A 15,260-nucleotide genomic window follows, 5' to 3' on the forward strand; every position below is an offset into this window, starting at 1 on the left:
ACTAGATCATCGTCCAGTCTACGTAGCCTGGTGGTCAATTTTTTTTTTCAACTCTACAAAAATATTGTTATAATATATAATTGTTTGGATTATGAGATAAATATGTTGACTGATAAAGAGAGAAAATTAGCGGGTGCATTGATGGAGACATTGAGAAAAGCTGGTATTACTATGGCTAGAAAACTAAATGAAGATGCTGCCTCTGTATTTTTTTCTATTGACTCTAAGTACGTCGATAATTTTCCATTTGATATAAAGGAAAGCTTACAACAATATACTTTTAAAGCTAATAGTGGGAGTTTTTATACATTCACCGTTCCATTAAAAGACGAACTCACAGTTAACATGTTAATTAACTTCTGTAATATTGCTATTACACCACCCAAAGAAACTGTTAATAGAAAAAACAGAGACTATGAGCAACGTTTATATAGCGGTGGCAAGGGTGTAATTAGTGATACTACATATAATCATAGTTTTTCCGCCCCTGAACCGAGTATAGATAACCTTGCTTGGCTTGACGCTAAAGATAAATTAGGAAAGAAGAGTATTCCTGAGACAAGTAACCAAGCGAAGAACACTCTGCAATTTTGGTCAATGTTACAAAATAACAGATCAGAGAAGCCTGAAGTAACTGATCTAAAAAAACTAATAGGAAGCTCTCCCTTTGATAAAGCTGGTAAAGGATGGTTTGGTGTACCAATTATGCCGAAACATCTCAAAGAAATGCTCCGAGCCAATACTTATAAAGATATTAAAAACATTGCTGAAAAGGCTTTGAAGTCAGATTCTCCCAATAAATCTGAAATTACTAAAACATTATACGAAGCGATCGCTAATAGCAGTACAGCAGAAAATGCCATACAATTAATCAACACTGATATACCGCAATCTAGTTCTTTCAATATTTAGTACGCGCACCATTAAATAAGTTTTGGTTTTTATCATTAACGATCGATGCTCAGTTTTTCAGGGGTTCTGTGGAACAAATGCCGGAAGTGTTTGTTTCACTTAGTCTCCTGTTTTAGGGGGTTGGAGTCCAGGCGGCCGGAATCGTGCGCTAAGTCGTGTTCGAATGTTCCTAAATTTTGTGTTAAATTCTTTTATTTTTTTACTAGGGTTAGAACCCCAAGGTACGAAATTTCCACAGAACCTTTATTAATAATCCAAGATTTGTTTTAATCATAAACATTTTTTCGATGCCCTACATGAACGACAAGAATTATAAAATGATAGTCTTCAATTTTTGCAATAATACGATAATCCCCAATACGATAACGCCACAACCCAGAGAGGTTGCCTGATAAGGACTTCCCCAATAAGCGAGGATTATCAGTCGAGGCGATCTTTTCTTTAAGATAGTTCAAAATTTTTTTCTGTGCCGTATGACCAAGTTTCTTAAGGTCTTTTTCTACATCAGCATCAAACTCAATCTTCCAGGTCAAGGCGGCTTTCCATTTCTTCAAGAGTTATACGAGGATTTTTCTTTTCCAGGCGAGAAAGGGCGATGAGATGATCTTCTTGTTCATCGAGAAAATCTTGTAAGGCTTGTTTCACATAATAACTTTTAGAACGATGCGTTCGCTCTGCCAATTGAGACAGTCGCTCTTCAAGATTTTCTGGTAAACGAACTGCTAACATGATATCACCCGTGTTATGTATTACATATATAACAAGTATAACATATGTTATTCAAAATAGCGTGTAATTTTTTTACTAGGATTTCGTTTGAGATAGATAACACTTAGATTCTTATAGACTGACACATAGCGATCTTGCCGATTAATTTTGGATTAAGTGTCAGTCTATAAGATTTGTTGAGCTAAACTGCCGATTTTGTGGTAAAGAACTATGGGGTTTGTATTAAATTTATCATGGGCAGTTGTGTTAAACGAGATGTACTTATGTTGGCATTTCCACCTAGGTCATACTTTTTTAAATAGATTCTTGCGTTGGTTCTTCCTTGATTAATGAGGGAAGACGATTTTTTTACGAAAACTGCCATAGTTAGCCATGCTCCTTCATTAATATTATAAGCTATTAAATGTACACTATTTATCTTCATATAACTCCCAACTCGATTGGAGGATCTCCAGAATGAGTGACCCACTTAGCTAAAAACGATTCAACTATATTTAATCGTCCAGAACCACAGCGTGGACAATTAGTTATGTCTATTCCTGTCAGTCGTAGCATTAAGTCATGGATTTTTTCTTTTCTCTTTGGCTTCATTTCAGGGTGATTAAGTGCTATTCGTGCTTGTTTTAGGTTTATGGATTTATAACGATTTGCTAAAATCCCATAGTGTCGTAAGCGTTGAAATCCCTTTGGTAAGACATGCAACAGGTAACGTCGAGTAAATTCATTGACGTTTAATTTCATTATTTTTGGTTGACTGTTGTCTGCGTAATCACGCCATTTAAATGAGACTGTATTATTTTGAAAAGCGACTAATCGCTGATTTCCAATAGCAATTCGATGGGTGTAGCGTCCAAGGTATTTCAGAACGTGTTCTGGTCCTGCAAAGGGAGGTTTAGCATAAACAATCCAATCCTTTTCGTACAGTAATGAGATAAGTTGTTGAATGGTTTCTTTATTAGTAGAGCCATTAGGTAAACATACTTCGCGATTGTTTAATAAGACCTTAAGTTGTTCCAGGTATTTTCCTCTAAAAACTTTAGATAGTGCACGAATCGGGAAAAGAAATGCTCTTTTAGCATGGTTCCATTGCTTATTTTTTGTTAATCCACCACCACTTATAATGCAATGCACATGGATATGTTGCTCCAGGTTTTGTCCCCAAGTATGAAGAACCATAGTAATACTTGGTTTAGCACCTAACCATTTGGGATTTGCACTAAATTGTAATAATGTGTCACGTGCCGTTTGAAATAATAAATTGTAAATGAGTTCCGGTGTTCCTTGAGCAAGAGGATTAATGTGGTGAGGTAGGGTAAAAACAACATGAAAATATCCTGTGGGTAATAATTCTTCTGTACGTGCATCAATCCAACGTTCCTTTTGCATTGCCTGGCATTTTGGACAATGGCGGTTACGGCATGAATTATAACTTATTGATTCGTAGTAACATTTATCGCATCGGGAGAGATGACCTCCTAAACAAGCAGTACGACAAGCAACAATAGCCCGTATCGCTTTATACTGTTGGCTGCACAGTTTATGATTACTCCTATAGGTTTGGCTATAATTGCGGAAAATATCAGCAAGTTCCAAGTGTGGTTTTAAGCCCCTATGTTGTTTTGGCTGGTGCATGATTTAAGATTTTGGTACTTGGGTTAAAAGGAGCGAGTCGAGCGGTGATGGAGTCTCTGCCAAACGCAGTTTGGTTAAACGAAGATAGCGTGTAGTGGTGCGGATGGAAGAATGGCCTAAAAGTTGTTTAATGGTATATAAATCGACCCCATCTTCTAGCATGTGCGTTGCAAAAGCATGCCTGAGCCCATGAATACCTCCGCAGTGGTGGAGGTTTGCTTTTTCCTTTATCTGTTGCCATATACGGCGAATAGAAGGCGTTGTAATTGGCTCAGTACCATCTGTAAGAGAAAATAGCCATGTTTTAGGATGATAAGCTTTCCAGTATTGGCGTAACTCTATTAATAAACAGGGTGGTAGTACCGTGTATCGATCTTTTTGGCCTTTCCCCTGTTCTATTTTAAGGCACATTTGTTCGCTATCGATGTCTTTAATTTTTAAATTAGCGATCTCACTAATTCGTAAACCAGAACCATAGGCTAACATCAATATAACTCGGTATTTAACGTCATGAGCGACAGAAAAAAGCTGTTGAATCTCTTGACGGCTAGGAACCTCCGGTAATTTTTGTGGTTGTTTTACTATAGGGATACAAAAAGAAGTGTTTGGATGACCTAAGGTTTTTTCATAAAAAAATTTTAAAGCAGACACTAGGCAATTACAGGTTGAATAGGAGAATTTTTTATCTTTTAAAAGATGTAAGAGGTATTGTTCAATTTCATCATTGCTTATTTTATCAGGAGATCGATTATAGTAATTAGCCATACGACGAATACTTGTAATATATGACTTTCTTGTATTAAAACTAAAGCCATGTAAAAGCATATCATTATTCATTTTGTTACTTAACTTACTCATAGTAGTTCCTTCTATAATGAATCAAAGACACTATAAGTTTGGCACTTAAAAGAACAAATATAGATTCGCGGGTTGTTTAGAACTGGAACAATACTTTGAGGCCTATGTGTACAAGGGTTTAGAGGTTGCCACCGCCGCTAGGCGGTTTAGTTCAACGTACCTTATCCATCACAAATAGGGTATAATGAGGAGAAAATAAAAAAGGAACCCTATGAATTTACTGGATGGCCAAAATTCAAAAAATCAAAAGTTTGTGATAGATAAGATTTTTCATACCCTGGATGTTCATTTTGATACCAATTCCTTGTCCGCTTGGTTGTCTTATTATTACTCAGTTCATGTGAAAGGTGCTCCTGAAAAAACTGAGCAAGCAAAAAAGAAAGACTTATCTAAATTCATTCAGTTTTTTCAAACTGAAGTAGGGCATGATTTATTAGATAATTGGACTCCAGCAGTCAGTAAACATTTTCAGAAAAATTTGTGTAAAACGATTTCAGAAAAAACAGGTAAGCCTTACAAAGCGACCTCCATCAATCGAACGATGGCGACCATTCGTCATGTGGGGCGATGGCTACACCAACAACGACCATTAATGGCTGGTGATCCTTTGGCTCAAGTTAAGGACTTACAAACCGATGCACCGGATTGGAATGGTTTAACTTCGCGTCAATTAATGAGATTAAAATCAGCTTGTGAGCAACGTATTAAAAGTTGTACCCGAAAAAATCAGAATCCGTTGATGGAAACGGCTTTATTCTATTTGCTATTAGGTACAGGACTGCGTGAGTCGGAAGTGGTTTCATTAAATGTTGGTCAATATCGCCAGAAGGGCTTATGTGAAGTGATGCGACATAAGTCCAAGCGTATTAGTCAAAAAATTCCTTTGCCGCAAGAAAGTAGAGCATATTTTGATCGATATTTAGAAACCAGAGATTCTAATGAGGATGAACCCTTATTTGTAACACGTTATGGAACCCGCTTGCAGACACTGGATGTTTACCGGATATGCCAGCGGGTTTTAAAGCAGGCCTTAGCTTTTTTGCCGGAAGCTGAGAAATTTGAATTTACACCGCATAAATTGCGACATACCTTTTTAAAGAAAGTAACCGACAAGCACGGTGTGCATTTTGCTCAAGAGCTTAGTGGCAATGTATCCATTAAAGAAATTTTTCGTTATGCCAAGCCAAGCCAAGATGAAATACAATCTACCATAGAAGAATTGTTCGAAAATTAAAAAAATTTTCTTCATTCATCAATTGGATCTAGATTCAATGACAGTGCCCTATCAAAATTTGTAATGTAAGCAAATGTCTTATATACTGAATGTAAGACATTTGCTTACATTGCTGAGGTATCTATGGCTCGCACAATGACCGTTGATTTGGGTAGTGAACTTCGTGATTATGTTCAGTTTCTTGTTGATTCAGGTGATTATAGAAGTAATAGCGAAGTACTAAGAGAATCGTTGCGTCTGCTACGTGAAAAACAAGCCGGATCAAAACTTGAGCAGTTGCGTCATCTTATCGATGAAGGGGAAGGAAGCGGTGAACCCCTAATGTGGAATGCGCAGGAATTTCTCGAGCGAATGAAGAAAACTCCCCATGCCAAATAAAACATATCGCCTTTATCCCAAGGCTATTGAAGATCTTGAGTCTATCTATTTATATAGTACGCGCGAATTTGGCATTAAAAGAACAGAAGATTATATTTTGGCGATCGAAACCAGTTTCCAACATCTTACTGATGATCCTTTGATTTCTCGAGTATGTGATTATGTTCGTCAGGATTTAAGGGCATTTAATACCGGTTCACATGTAATTTATTTCAAAATCACAAGTTATGGTATCGGAGTTATTCGGGTGTTGCATCAATCTATGGATTTTGGCAGGCACTTTTAATTATTTTTGGGAACATCCTAATTGATATTAAATTAGGATGTCATTTTAATCACAGCACCCAATAACTCTTTCCAGCACTAGAGACATCCTCTTTTGTCTATAAGAGGATGTCTTTGCAATGGTTTTTTAGTGTAGCAATGCGTAGCAATGATGTAGCATCAAATATGCTACATTTATTATGGTGATTATGAACTAGCTTAATAAAGTTAAGGCGTTGTATTAGTTGGGTTAATCGCTTGTTTAGAATAAGGAAATGGGGTGGTTTAAGACTAAATTGCTTCAATGTAGCAAAAGTAGCAAGAATTGAGATTCGATTCCGATTATTTACACAGGGGATTAATTTCAATATCCGTTTTATTCCCGTTTTTTACTAGACGAATGCACTGATGTTCCATTAGCATTTCTAATGCATTATCTCTTTGTGTCTTGTTACGCAAGGGTCCAAATTGCAAAATGTCGCGAGGCGTTGTGGTTTGTGGCCTTTGCTCCAAGAGCCAAGCAAGTAACTTTCTGGCCTCTTCAAGATCGGGCTGGGTTGACTGTGGTTCTAACAAGCGTCTTGCTTCATGCAAGTACCAGTGCATTAAGGTAATCGCTTGTTCAATGTGCTCCGCACTAATGTCACCTGTTTTTCCTGAAAAGAGATGGAAGAGGGCGGCAAGACGCACTGCATTTTCAGCCGCCTTGCTCGCAAAGTCTTTAATTTCCATCCATTGTCCCTGGGCAGTTAATCCTGCTTCAATGCTGTTAAAGAATTGAATCCATAAGTGCTTCGCTTGCGGGTTCATTTTTAGGATGGGTAGATTAATACACCCTGTCTGGTTTAAGCGTTGTGATTGATTTAGGCAATCAGTAATGCGTTGCTCGTATTCATTCAAACCGACCAGTTGTTCTGGAGGCTCTTGGTAAAATCGTGTTCCCATGGAGCTGTCTGGGTAGGCGAGAAGGCAGCGCGCCAAAAAACCACTTTGACGGCTGATTCCAGTGGCCTGGCTAATCATCTGATTAAGCAATAAGGGTTGCATCATCAGGTTCAGAGTAAGACGCCTGTTCTCGATGACAAAACTTTCTGAGGTCTTTCGATGGGCAGCAAAGGATTTTCCTTCCCATAAACGATTGAGTAAAGCTACAAACCGCATGGGGTTCGATTGCATGCTGTGACTGCCGAGGATTATGCCTGCCTCATCTGACCAAAGAGAGGCACTTGGCCAACCATGAGCCAGATGGATTGCCAATGCTTCTTGGGTTGCATCTTCAAAGTATAGGGTGGGTTGTATGGGTATATCTGGCTCTTGATGAACCAGATCATCGAGTAAATCTTTGTAATAATCGCTGTCTTCACCCGAATATACGGTACGTTTGATTTGAGTAAGCAGCCCATCTCGCTCCATCTGCCAGGCTTTATGTTGCGTTAAAGCGCTTAATCGTTCAGGTTCGCGTTTTTTACGGATAGTTGTCATGGGCCACGATTACTAGCCCACTAAAGGTCGGGTTTGGCCACGATTAATGGCCCACTCCATGGCCATCTCTGAGTCCCACTTTGAGTAGCAAATAAACAGTGTTAGTTTGGTCATTACCAATAACTAACGGATTTGTTATGAGATGAGGATTAAAACAATGGCAGAAATTAGAGAGGTGCTATATCAGCACAAAAAAGGGATGACTCAACGCAATATTGAAAAGTCTCTAAGCGTTTCACGAATGAGCATACGCAAGTACGTTTCAATGGCCAAGGATTTGGGTTATCAGGAGGATATTTCCAATGATGAGCTCGAAGTTATCGCTTTGCAGATACATAATAAAATCGTTAATACTACAGCCAACAACAGACCCAATAAATCAGAAAAAGAACTTGAGGCGCATCACGAAAAAATAGCATCACTCCTCACTGAGAAGTGGATTACCCATATGCAGATACACCGAATTTTAAGCGATAATGGTCTTGTTAGCAGTCGAAGAAGTCTTAGTCGTTATATTGAACGTCATTTCCCCTCGTTGCCTAAGGCTACGGTACATTTGTTAACAAAGCCTGGGCATGAAGCACAAGTTGACTATGCGTTTGTTGGGTTTATCAATAATAAAAAAACATACGCTTTTATTATGACGTTATCACATAGTCGGTATCGATATGTTGAGTTTGTACATTCTCAAAATCAGCAATCATGGGCGCAAAGCCATATCAATGCCTTTCATTTTTTTGGAGGCGTGCCCAACTGCATTCTTTTAGACAATTTGAAATCGGGAATTATTAAAGCACATATTTATGATCCAACGGTCAATGAAACCTATGCAGAGTTATCTCGCTTTTATGACTTTATAGCCGATCCGGCGAAGGCTCGAACGCCCGAGCACAAGGGGAAGGTTGAGCGTAGTGTTCAATTGGTAAAAGAACAGGTTATCGCGGGGATAACCTATGATGATTTGGCCTCGATGAACGCCTTTGCACGTGATTGGTGCGCTAATAAGGTATCGCACGTCATCTGCAGTACCACTGGTGAAAAGCCAATTGACGTATTTAAAAATGAAGAATTTAATTTATTAAACCCACTGCCAGCAGGCGCTTTTGATATGCCCATTTGGATGGATGCTCAAGTTCATCGTGACCATCATTTTGTTGTTGCTGGTAATTTTTATTCTGTGCCAACGATACATATCGGGACAAAGGTTAAAATTAGAGTTGGCTTGAAGACCGTTCAGGCCTATGTGAATCATGCTTTGATTAAGACCCATATTCGTAACTACGGGCGTGGACAGTGGGAAACGGATCCCAATGACTACCATAATTCTGCAAAGTATTACTTAGAAAATACTGCTGGCGTTTGTATTGAAGCGGCCAAAGCAATTGGTCAGGCAACGGAGGAAATGGTCACAAAGGTACTGGCTGAAGGCTCTAGAACGAGCTTAAGAAAAGCCCAGGCTATCATCCGCTTGGTTGAGGAATACGGTAATGAGCGCCTTGAAAATGCATGTTTACGCGCGATTTTATTTGATAATTATACTCATCAATCATTGAAAAAAATCCTCACGGAAGGCCTGGATAAAAAAGACACGAGAACATTCTCCACTAAGCGCTCGGCCAATCATGAGAACTTTGCCTATATTCGCGCAGCAAGTGATTACAGCTCAACGATGGAGGCTCATTATGAGTGATATCAATATGTTAGAGCTTGCAAAAAAACTACGTTTGACAGGGATCCCAGACACACTGCTAGCAAGAGTAGAACAGGCTCGCGCAGCGTCCCTCTCTTATGAAGAGTTGCTCTCAATGTTGTTTCAGGATGAGGATGAGGCTCGTCAACAAAAATTGCTTGCTGGGCGTGTAAGGCAAGCTCGATTTGAGGAGCCTCAGTGTTTTGAAAATTTTGAACTGGCTCGATATTCAACACAAGTCACACAAGCCATCCGCACCCTGATGACAGGGAAGTTTATCAAAGAAAAAAACCATGTCATCATCATGGGACCTGTTGGCACCGGAAAGACTCACCTGGCTCAAGCCCTGGGTCTAATGGCATGTCAACGACATAAAAAAGTCTGCTTTATAAGAGCGAATGAACTGTTAAATCAGTTCCACCAAGCAAGAGCGGATGAAACATGGACTGCGCTTTTTAAACGTTACTCACGATACGATGTGCTTATTTTAGATGACTTCGGGCTGAAAGCATTATCGCCAGAACAGTCCACTGATCTGTATGATTTAATAGCAGCTATCCATGTAAACTCTATGCTAATTATAACTACTAACCGTAAAATAGAAGGATGGATGGAGCTATTTTATGATCCGGTTATGGCAAACGCAGCATTAGATCGTATCGTAAATAAAGCTTATCGAATTGTTCTTGATGGGGAGTCATACAGGAAAAAATTTATACCGAAATTTAATTTAGTAGATGACAAGTGAGTTAAAAAAATTTACCCTAAGTGGGCTACTTTGAGTGGCCAGAGGGTGGGCTAGTAATCGTGACCCATGACAATAGTTGCTTCCCATTGACGAATGGCTTTAGAAAACACATTATCAGCAGCACTTTTGCGTTCCCCTGAGCTTGCAATAACCAGAAAATAAAGTGACACAGGGCTAACCAGATAGTTGTCACGGGCTACATTGGCAAGGGTTTGGCAGGCCAGAGACAGATTAGCTAAGGCGCCACTTACCACTAGGGGCAAAGGTTGTTGACCATAATTTTGATAGGCATTGACCACTTGTTGCAGAATATTGGGTAACGCATCGAATGGGTAGGGGGTTTCATTGTTTAACACATGAGTTAGTGGAACAGGATGATTCCAAGTGCTCGATTGATTTTTTTTCTGGGACGATAATCTCGACTGTTCTGTGTTTGCACTGGACATTAAATGCTTATTATTAAAGAGAAGTAATCAGCTATTTTACGCGCAGACCCTAACCGTTGTAAAATCAGCTTTAGTTATCAATTTGTGATGTAGGCTTCATGGTAGTAGTTTGACAAAATTTATGACACTCATCAAATCACCTTTAGGTTGAACATGGAACTTTTAAATAAAATTAGTGCTCTGGAGGAAGAAGCCTCCCAATTTGGGTTCAAGTGGCAAAGTGCAGACCAAATCATGAATCAAATTTACAGTGAGTGTGATGAAATCAAAGAGCACCTGGAACATGGCTCTTCTAAGGCGAATCAAATCGCTTTACAAGAAGAAATTGGCGATTTACTCCACGCCGTGTTTTCGCTGTGTATTTTTTGTAAATTAAGTCCTAAAGTAACCCTTGGACAGTCATTAACTAAATTCGAAAGACGATTACGAGCGGTTAAACTGATTGCTGAGGAACGTGAACTGATAAACCTTGAGGGTTTACCCTTTGATGAGTTGATGCATATCTGGGATAAGGCTAAAGGGTTAGTTGGGTAGCCCAGTATCAGCTTATTATAAAAATTAAGATGATAGATGAGGTGAATTATTGTGCCTGTGTGCAGCTGTAAACGCCATTGATTTGAGTTCATCCTTGAACTCGCTAGTGTCTGAACATCCTGTCAACATTCCAGCTGCACCAAACAAATTCAGTATAGTCTTTCTTCTCTATTAAGACATTAGCCAGTATGCTGTTTATTTTGTAAGATATTTCTTGGTGCTATTTCTTTGTCACTTTTAAAGAGTACCCATATCCTGATCCAAGCATAGTTTTTTTATATAATTGATATTGCCTGGATAGCTGCAATGATCAATTGATCATCGTCTTTAATTTGTTGATACAAAGCATATCCGATTAAGCTTTGAACAAGCATTAATGCAGAGAAAAACAAAGTAATTTTTAATTTTAAATAGCCCATAACAGTCAAAGTCCTCAGATAGAGCATTAATATTTGTTTAGTTTATTGGATAAATTGTGCAATTCTATCAATAAGAGGCTTATTTTTCTCTAGCTTTTGCGCTTTACTAATAAGTGCTTCTTTTGAGAACTCTTCTTTCAGCAAAGGCCTTGCCCAAAGCATAAAAAGATCGTCACTAGACAGCATGGAATCAAGAGGCTCGCTTCGTTCATCCATTAAAATATCGATAGCACAAGACACCAACCACTTTGAAGGGGTAGTTTCACCCTCAGCCATCCCTTTAATTGCAAGGGGAGAATAACTTTTGTCTTTATTATATAAATCCTTAGCTTTAAGGTGTAGTTTTTCAGAACGGTTGTGAATGGCTTGCAGCTCTGCAAATATTGCTTTGATTTGAGAACTAAAATCAATTTTTTTATATTCAGCAAGATTGGCGCGATCTAACAAGGAAAGTGCGTGTTCTTTGGCATGCCCAGAGAGTTTACTGGTAGCTATTTTAATTTGCTGGATCATGCTGGTAATCATCGAATCAAACACATTGAGTTCCACTTTTTCTTTATGACAGAGGATTTCAATTTGTTCTAAAGTATCAAGGAATTCATAAGGAAGGCGAAAACGAAAGTCTGTCAGTGTGTTTGCAGGTGAAGGGTTTAAATGCTGATAAATGGCAGTAAGGTTTTGCATGAATTGTTTCAGCTCAATGGTTTGCTCAGAAGACAGTAATCCCCATCCTTCAAAACCATCAGGGGCATCAACATGAAAAGAGCCATAAATAGTTTTTAAATCGATTGATTTTACGTAAACCCGAGGGGATCTACGTAAATTTTGTTTAATCTCAAGTCGTAATAATTTTTTCATTTTACTCTCTCAAGCAGGGTAAGTTGTGGATTGATGTAATAATTCGATGCGGTACTTTTTGCATCGCTCATACGGCTGTAGGTGGCATTAGTCGCCAGATCGACATAGTATTTTTTGCCAGCCTGTTTGTAGTTGCTCTTGACTCGAAATGCAAAAACAGGCGTATTGATAAAGCCTCCAATACAGTCTGTTTCCAGCACTTTTTTTATGGCAGTTTCATCCTTTTTTGTGGCTTCATAATAAGCACCCAAAAGATGATGTTCGCTCAGATGATAAAGGCTGTGCATGGCTCCAAATCGTTTTCCCTGATAATCAAGGTAGTAATTGATACCTGAAATATTGAGTTTCTTAGATAAAGGAGGGCGATGATTATAGGTTGCACGCCGCATTGTATAATAGGGTTTAAAATCTCGTAATATAGGAGTAGTTGTGTTTTGGCCATGTAGGTAAATAAGGTTATTAAATTGAGCATCAAGCTTTGATTTTTTGTTGCGATCATCGTTTAATTGCTCTTGTATCGTGCTAATGGTTTTGTTGATGGCGACTAGTCCTTTCTCATTAAGAGTTGGAATATCACGCAAAGATAATTCAACTTCATAGAACAGTTGTTTTAATGTTCTTAGTGCCTTGCACAGGTTTGGGTAATAAATCAATTTATCAAGACCAAGTGGTATTCCTATGTGTTCCTTAATGGTTAATACATCTCGGTAGGAGTATGTAATATCCTGAGTTCTCTTATACGATTGATGTTGTCTTATCGCGCTAAATAAATCGTTTAGTGATACATCAAGATCAAGAGGTACGTTCGTTTGGTTTATAGTAATCATGTTGTCGTTCCTGTTTTCTATTATTGTCCTTAGTGACCCTTTCTATTTTAGCAGTAGCAAGCAACAAGTCAACACTTTACAAGTAAAAAATACATCTTTTAAATAGATGTTATTTGTTGACATTTAACGATTGGTTTGTCATAATGTAATTGTTCACTTGGAACATAAAAGAAAACAAAAGGAGTAACCCATGAATCAATACGACGCCCTTAAAGTTCTAGGCCTTTCTGGCCAAATTTCACAAGACGACATTAAAAAAGCATACAAAAAAGCCTGTGCTAAATTTCATCCTGATAGAAACCCCGCTGGCCTTGAAATCATGAAGATGGTTAATGTGGCCTATGCAGTATTAAAAGCGTTTGATGGTCAGGCATGTGTTGGGGAGGATGCGGCTCAATACGGTGACGAGGTAGCCAATGCATTGAATCAAATCAGTGGATTGCATTTAATCATTGAGATATGTGGCGCATGGGTTTGGGTTAGTGGTGATACAAGGACTCACAAGGAAGTATTGAAAGCCGCTGGTTTTAAATGGGCACCTAAAAAAGAGTGCTGGTACTTCAGACCTTCTGATGTGAAGCGATCCCGTTCTTCTGGCAAATACTCAATGAACGCTATTCGTGACAAATACGGAAGCGTAGCGTTTTCTGGAGCTGCTCAGGCACAACTTGCGTGATGATAAGCCCTCTTCGAGGGGGCATAACCTGATTAATATTGAAGTGATGGTATGCGGTATATAATTGGCAAATGTCATCAATAACTAAATTAGTAAAACATCTATTTAATAGATGTTTTATATTGACATAATTTAAGAATTTTGCAATAATAACTCTGTTCACTTAGGAACATAACCGATAACAATAAGGAAATAACATGAATAACCACTCCCTTCAAATAGGCTCAATCCTTTATACAAGCTGGGGCTACGAGCAAACAAATATTGATTTTTATGAAGTTACCAGGCTTATTGGCAAAACCACTTTGGAATTGCGGGAAATAAGCCAGTCCTGTGTTCCAGGTCAATACGGTCTTAGTGGTAAAACAAAGCCAATTCCCTCTCATTTTGTAAGTGATCCGTTTAAAAAAAGAATTAGTACAGAGGGCTCGGTCAGAATTGATGGGCATGGGGCTTATATTTGGTCTGGTGAGGCGCTTAATTACTCATCGTATGCGTAAACATTCCATTCCACCAGCAGAGGCTATGCCTCTTCTGGCAGTTAATTAATTGATAAGGACATTGTGATGATTAAAAAAATTATAGTTAGAGTTTGTTTTCTTTTTCTGGACTTTACTCATGCCTTTGAGAAACAGAGGTATAAGAAAAAAATGATGCATTATCACTTAGGCATCAAATGTCCCAATTAAAATAATTACTGTTAAACGTCATAAAAATAGATGTTTTTTATTGACTTTATCGAGGTATTTTGAGATACTGTACTTGTTCACTTAGGAACATAATAGAAAAATAAGGAGCTTCAAATGAAAACTGCAAGACAACAATTCCTCATTCAATCTCAATTAGTTTCAGACGAACAACGACTGGCTTTTCTCCCCAAACATTTAAACAAAGAATACTTAAGCTTTGAATCCTCAGTATACCGTGTCATGGACACTATTTGCGGTAACTATAATGGTGGATATTGGGATTTTTTCGAGCTGGGTAACAATGGTTTTTATATGGCACCTCATTCAAGCGAGTCATTCACTATCTTTGTTCATGGTAATGGCTATGAGGGGAGCGTATCGTGCGATGCCGCAGGGATTATTGCAACAACGTATGCTCTTAATAACCTCGCATGGCTAACCGAATCAGAGGAACTAATCGATAAATATTACTCTCTATTAGATTTTGCCAGACAACACCCCGAATTTAGACAAATCTTTGCAGCAATTGATTAAATGCATCTCCCACAGCACAGTGATTTTTTGTTGTGGGATGTTTTGTAGCGATAAACAAAATTAGAGAGAGATAAAATGCAATTACATTTATTCCATGGCAGAACAACACCCGATGAATATTTGCAAGATTGGGGTTTTGATGGTCCAACGATTAACGAAATTACTAGTTTAACTGGCACATATGGTGAGCTGTATGTTCACTTTGAAAATGAGCAACATCTTTATCTTGCACAAAAGCAAACGGGGTGGGATTTATTTGGGGATTGCGCCTTGGTTATGAGCTTTCGAGAGGAGCTATTACAAACATCTGATGGGTATTTTGGAGACTGGGAGTTAACCCAAGGTTAATC

20 protein-coding genes are annotated in these 15,260 nt (G+C 38.5%); 11 read left to right on the forward strand and 9 right to left on the reverse strand.

Annotation, left to right across the window (positions count from 1 at the left end):
* Positions 1–102 precede the first annotated feature (102 nt).
* The gene (locus HRS36_RS17855; protein ID WP_173238611.1) at positions 103–912 is read left to right on the forward strand and encodes a hypothetical protein; all 810 of its coding nucleotides are present in this window, start codon (positions 103–105) and stop codon (positions 910–912) included.
* A gap of 266 nt (positions 913–1,178) precedes the next feature.
* On the opposite strand, the gene HRS36_RS17860 is transcribed toward HRS36_RS17855, so the two are convergent.
* The 4 genes from HRS36_RS17860 to HRS36_RS17875 all read right to left on the reverse strand — a co-directional run bounded on the left by HRS36_RS17860 (position 1,179) and on the right by HRS36_RS17875 (position 4,131).
* Positions 1,179–1,445 carry a type II toxin-antitoxin system RelE family toxin gene (locus HRS36_RS17860; protein WP_173238612.1) on the reverse strand — a complete coding sequence of 89 codons (267 nt, stop codon included), beginning with the start codon at positions 1,443–1,445 and terminating at the stop codon, positions 1,179–1,181.
* Positions 1,429–1,641 carry a type II toxin-antitoxin system RelB family antitoxin gene (gene relB, locus HRS36_RS17865; RefSeq protein ID WP_173238613.1) on the reverse strand — a complete coding sequence of 71 codons (213 nt, stop codon included), beginning with the start codon at positions 1,639–1,641 and terminating at the stop codon, positions 1,429–1,431. Before relB ends, HRS36_RS17860 begins: the two co-directional genes overlap by 17 nt.
* A 420-nt stretch (positions 1,642–2,061) precedes the next feature.
* A complete protein-coding gene (locus tag HRS36_RS17870; RefSeq protein ID WP_197933200.1) occupies positions 2,062–3,273 on the reverse strand; it encodes an IS91 family transposase in 1,212 nt (403 codons plus the stop codon).
* 3 nt (positions 3,274–3,276) lie between these two features.
* Positions 3,277–4,131, reverse strand: coding sequence for a tyrosine-type recombinase/integrase (locus HRS36_RS17875; protein WP_173238370.1), 855 nt, complete (start codon positions 4,129–4,131; stop codon positions 3,277–3,279).
* A gap of 211 nt (positions 4,132–4,342) precedes the next feature.
* Here HRS36_RS17875 and HRS36_RS17880 point away from each other — a divergent pair, with 211 nt between their 5' ends.
* The 3 genes from HRS36_RS17880 to HRS36_RS17890 all read left to right on the forward strand — a co-directional run bounded on the left by HRS36_RS17880 (position 4,343) and on the right by HRS36_RS17890 (position 6,029).
* The gene (locus HRS36_RS17880) at positions 4,343–5,365 is read left to right on the forward strand and encodes a tyrosine-type recombinase/integrase (protein WP_173238614.1); all 1,023 of its coding nucleotides are present in this window, start codon (positions 4,343–4,345) and stop codon (positions 5,363–5,365) included.
* A 123-nt stretch (positions 5,366–5,488) separates the two neighbouring features.
* Entirely contained in the window at positions 5,489–5,743 is a 255-nt protein-coding gene (locus HRS36_RS17885) for a type II toxin-antitoxin system ParD family antitoxin (protein ID WP_173238615.1), read from the forward strand.
* Positions 5,733–6,029 carry a type II toxin-antitoxin system RelE/ParE family toxin gene (locus HRS36_RS17890; RefSeq protein WP_173238616.1) on the forward strand — a complete coding sequence of 99 codons (297 nt, stop codon included), beginning with the start codon at positions 5,733–5,735 and terminating at the stop codon, positions 6,027–6,029. Before HRS36_RS17885 ends, HRS36_RS17890 begins: the two co-directional genes overlap by 11 nt.
* Positions 6,030–6,349: 320 nt before the next feature.
* Here HRS36_RS17890 and HRS36_RS17895 read toward each other — a convergent pair whose 3' ends face one another.
* Positions 6,350–7,489 carry a YfjI family protein gene (locus HRS36_RS17895; protein WP_173238617.1) on the reverse strand — a complete coding sequence of 380 codons (1,140 nt, stop codon included), beginning with the start codon at positions 7,487–7,489 and terminating at the stop codon, positions 6,350–6,352.
* Positions 7,490–7,631: 142 nt separating this feature from the next.
* Between HRS36_RS17895 and istA the strand changes: the two genes are divergently transcribed.
* Positions 7,632–9,179: an IS21 family transposase gene (istA, locus tag HRS36_RS17900; protein ID WP_173235442.1), complete on the forward strand. Its 1,548-nt coding sequence runs from the start codon at positions 7,632–7,634 to the stop codon at positions 9,177–9,179.
* The gene (gene istB, locus HRS36_RS17905) at positions 9,172–9,927 is read left to right on the forward strand and encodes an IS21-like element helper ATPase IstB (RefSeq protein ID WP_173235440.1); all 756 of its coding nucleotides are present in this window, start codon (positions 9,172–9,174) and stop codon (positions 9,925–9,927) included. The genes istA and istB overlap by 8 nt, the downstream gene beginning before the upstream one ends.
* A 50-nt stretch (positions 9,928–9,977) precedes the next feature.
* Here istB and HRS36_RS17910 read toward each other — a convergent pair whose 3' ends face one another.
* Positions 9,978–10,373 (reverse strand): DUF3987 domain-containing protein, encoded by a 396-nt coding sequence (locus tag HRS36_RS17910; RefSeq protein ID WP_173238618.1) that lies wholly within the window; start codon positions 10,371–10,373, stop codon positions 9,978–9,980.
* A gap of 153 nt (positions 10,374–10,526) precedes the next feature.
* On the opposite strand from HRS36_RS17910, the gene HRS36_RS17915 reads away from it, so the two are divergent.
* Positions 10,527–10,907: a MazG nucleotide pyrophosphohydrolase domain-containing protein gene (locus HRS36_RS17915; protein ID WP_173238619.1), complete on the forward strand. Its 381-nt coding sequence runs from the start codon at positions 10,527–10,529 to the stop codon at positions 10,905–10,907.
* A gap of 275 nt (positions 10,908–11,182) precedes the next feature.
* Here the strand turns inward: HRS36_RS17915 and HRS36_RS17920 are convergent, their stop codons facing one another.
* The 3 genes from HRS36_RS17920 to HRS36_RS17930 are packed head-to-tail and all read right to left on the reverse strand — an operon-like array spanning position 11,183 to position 13,011.
* The gene (locus HRS36_RS17920) at positions 11,183–11,326 is read right to left on the reverse strand and encodes a hypothetical protein (protein WP_226905667.1); all 144 of its coding nucleotides are present in this window, start codon (positions 11,324–11,326) and stop codon (positions 11,183–11,185) included.
* A gap of 42 nt (positions 11,327–11,368) precedes the next feature.
* The gene (locus HRS36_RS17925) at positions 11,369–12,184 is read right to left on the reverse strand and encodes a hypothetical protein (protein ID WP_173238621.1); all 816 of its coding nucleotides are present in this window, start codon (positions 12,182–12,184) and stop codon (positions 11,369–11,371) included.
* The gene (locus tag HRS36_RS17930; protein ID WP_173238622.1) at positions 12,181–13,011 is read right to left on the reverse strand and encodes a hypothetical protein; all 831 of its coding nucleotides are present in this window, start codon (positions 13,009–13,011) and stop codon (positions 12,181–12,183) included. The genes HRS36_RS17925 and HRS36_RS17930 overlap by 4 nt, the downstream gene beginning before the upstream one ends.
* Positions 13,012–13,201: 190 nt before the next feature.
* Here HRS36_RS17930 and HRS36_RS17935 point away from each other — a divergent pair, with 190 nt between their 5' ends.
* The 4 genes from HRS36_RS17935 to HRS36_RS17950 all read left to right on the forward strand — a co-directional run bounded on the left by HRS36_RS17935 (position 13,202) and on the right by HRS36_RS17950 (position 15,258).
* Positions 13,202–13,687 (forward strand): DnaJ domain-containing protein, encoded by a 486-nt coding sequence (locus tag HRS36_RS17935; protein ID WP_173238623.1) that lies wholly within the window; start codon positions 13,202–13,204, stop codon positions 13,685–13,687.
* 197 nt (positions 13,688–13,884) lie between these two features.
* Entirely contained in the window at positions 13,885–14,187 is a 303-nt protein-coding gene (locus tag HRS36_RS17940) for a hypothetical protein (protein ID WP_173238624.1), read from the forward strand.
* 303 nt (positions 14,188–14,490) lie between these two features.
* The gene (locus HRS36_RS17945) at positions 14,491–14,910 is read left to right on the forward strand and encodes an antirestriction protein (RefSeq protein WP_173238625.1); all 420 of its coding nucleotides are present in this window, start codon (positions 14,491–14,493) and stop codon (positions 14,908–14,910) included.
* 75 nt (positions 14,911–14,985) lie between these two features.
* Positions 14,986–15,258 (forward strand): hypothetical protein, encoded by a 273-nt coding sequence (locus tag HRS36_RS17950; RefSeq protein ID WP_173238626.1) that lies wholly within the window; start codon positions 14,986–14,988, stop codon positions 15,256–15,258.
* The last annotated feature ends 2 nt before the right edge of the window (positions 15,259–15,260 follow it).

The organism is Legionella antarctica (genome assembly GCF_011764505.1).
Lineage (GTDB): Bacteria > Pseudomonadota > Gammaproteobacteria > Legionellales > Legionellaceae > Legionella > Legionella antarctica.

Excerpts from the sequence above, each read along its gene's own strand:
- HRS36_RS17855 (WP_173238611.1), top strand. The coding sequence starts at position 103 with ATGTTGACTGATAAAGAGAGAAAATTAGCGGGTGCATTGATGGAGACA.
- relB (WP_173238613.1), bottom strand. The coding sequence starts at position 1,641 with ATGTTAGCAGTTCGTTTACCAGAAAATCTTGAAGAGCGACTGTCTCAA.
- HRS36_RS17870 (WP_197933200.1), bottom strand. The coding sequence starts at position 3,273 with ATGCACCAGCCAAAACAACATAGGGGCTTAAAACCACACTTGGAACTT.
- HRS36_RS17875 (WP_173238370.1), bottom strand. The coding sequence starts at position 4,131 with ATGAGTAAGTTAAGTAACAAAATGAATAATGATATGCTTTTACATGGC.
- HRS36_RS17880 (WP_173238614.1), top strand. The coding sequence starts at position 4,343 with ATGAATTTACTGGATGGCCAAAATTCAAAAAATCAAAAGTTTGTGATA.
- HRS36_RS17885 (WP_173238615.1), top strand. The coding sequence starts at position 5,489 with ATGGCTCGCACAATGACCGTTGATTTGGGTAGTGAACTTCGTGATTAT.
- HRS36_RS17890 (WP_173238616.1), top strand. The coding sequence starts at position 5,733 with ATGCCAAATAAAACATATCGCCTTTATCCCAAGGCTATTGAAGATCTT.
- HRS36_RS17895 (WP_173238617.1), bottom strand. The coding sequence starts at position 7,489 with ATGACAACTATCCGTAAAAAACGCGAACCTGAACGATTAAGCGCTTTA.
- istA (WP_173235442.1), top strand. The coding sequence starts at position 7,632 with ATGAGGATTAAAACAATGGCAGAAATTAGAGAGGTGCTATATCAGCAC.
- istB (WP_173235440.1), top strand. The coding sequence starts at position 9,172 with ATGAGTGATATCAATATGTTAGAGCTTGCAAAAAAACTACGTTTGACA.
- HRS36_RS17910 (WP_173238618.1), bottom strand. The coding sequence starts at position 10,373 with ATGTCCAGTGCAAACACAGAACAGTCGAGATTATCGTCCCAGAAAAAA.
- HRS36_RS17915 (WP_173238619.1), top strand. The coding sequence starts at position 10,527 with ATGGAACTTTTAAATAAAATTAGTGCTCTGGAGGAAGAAGCCTCCCAA.
- HRS36_RS17920 (WP_226905667.1), bottom strand. The coding sequence starts at position 11,326 with ATGGGCTATTTAAAATTAAAAATTACTTTGTTTTTCTCTGCATTAATG.
- HRS36_RS17925 (WP_173238621.1), bottom strand. The coding sequence starts at position 12,184 with ATGAAAAAATTATTACGACTTGAGATTAAACAAAATTTACGTAGATCC.
- HRS36_RS17930 (WP_173238622.1), bottom strand. The coding sequence starts at position 13,011 with ATGATTACTATAAACCAAACGAACGTACCTCTTGATCTTGATGTATCA.
- HRS36_RS17935 (WP_173238623.1), top strand. The coding sequence starts at position 13,202 with ATGAATCAATACGACGCCCTTAAAGTTCTAGGCCTTTCTGGCCAAATT.
- HRS36_RS17940 (WP_173238624.1), top strand. The coding sequence starts at position 13,885 with ATGAATAACCACTCCCTTCAAATAGGCTCAATCCTTTATACAAGCTGG.
- HRS36_RS17945 (WP_173238625.1), top strand. The coding sequence starts at position 14,491 with ATGAAAACTGCAAGACAACAATTCCTCATTCAATCTCAATTAGTTTCA.
- HRS36_RS17950 (WP_173238626.1), top strand. The coding sequence starts at position 14,986 with ATGCAATTACATTTATTCCATGGCAGAACAACACCCGATGAATATTTG.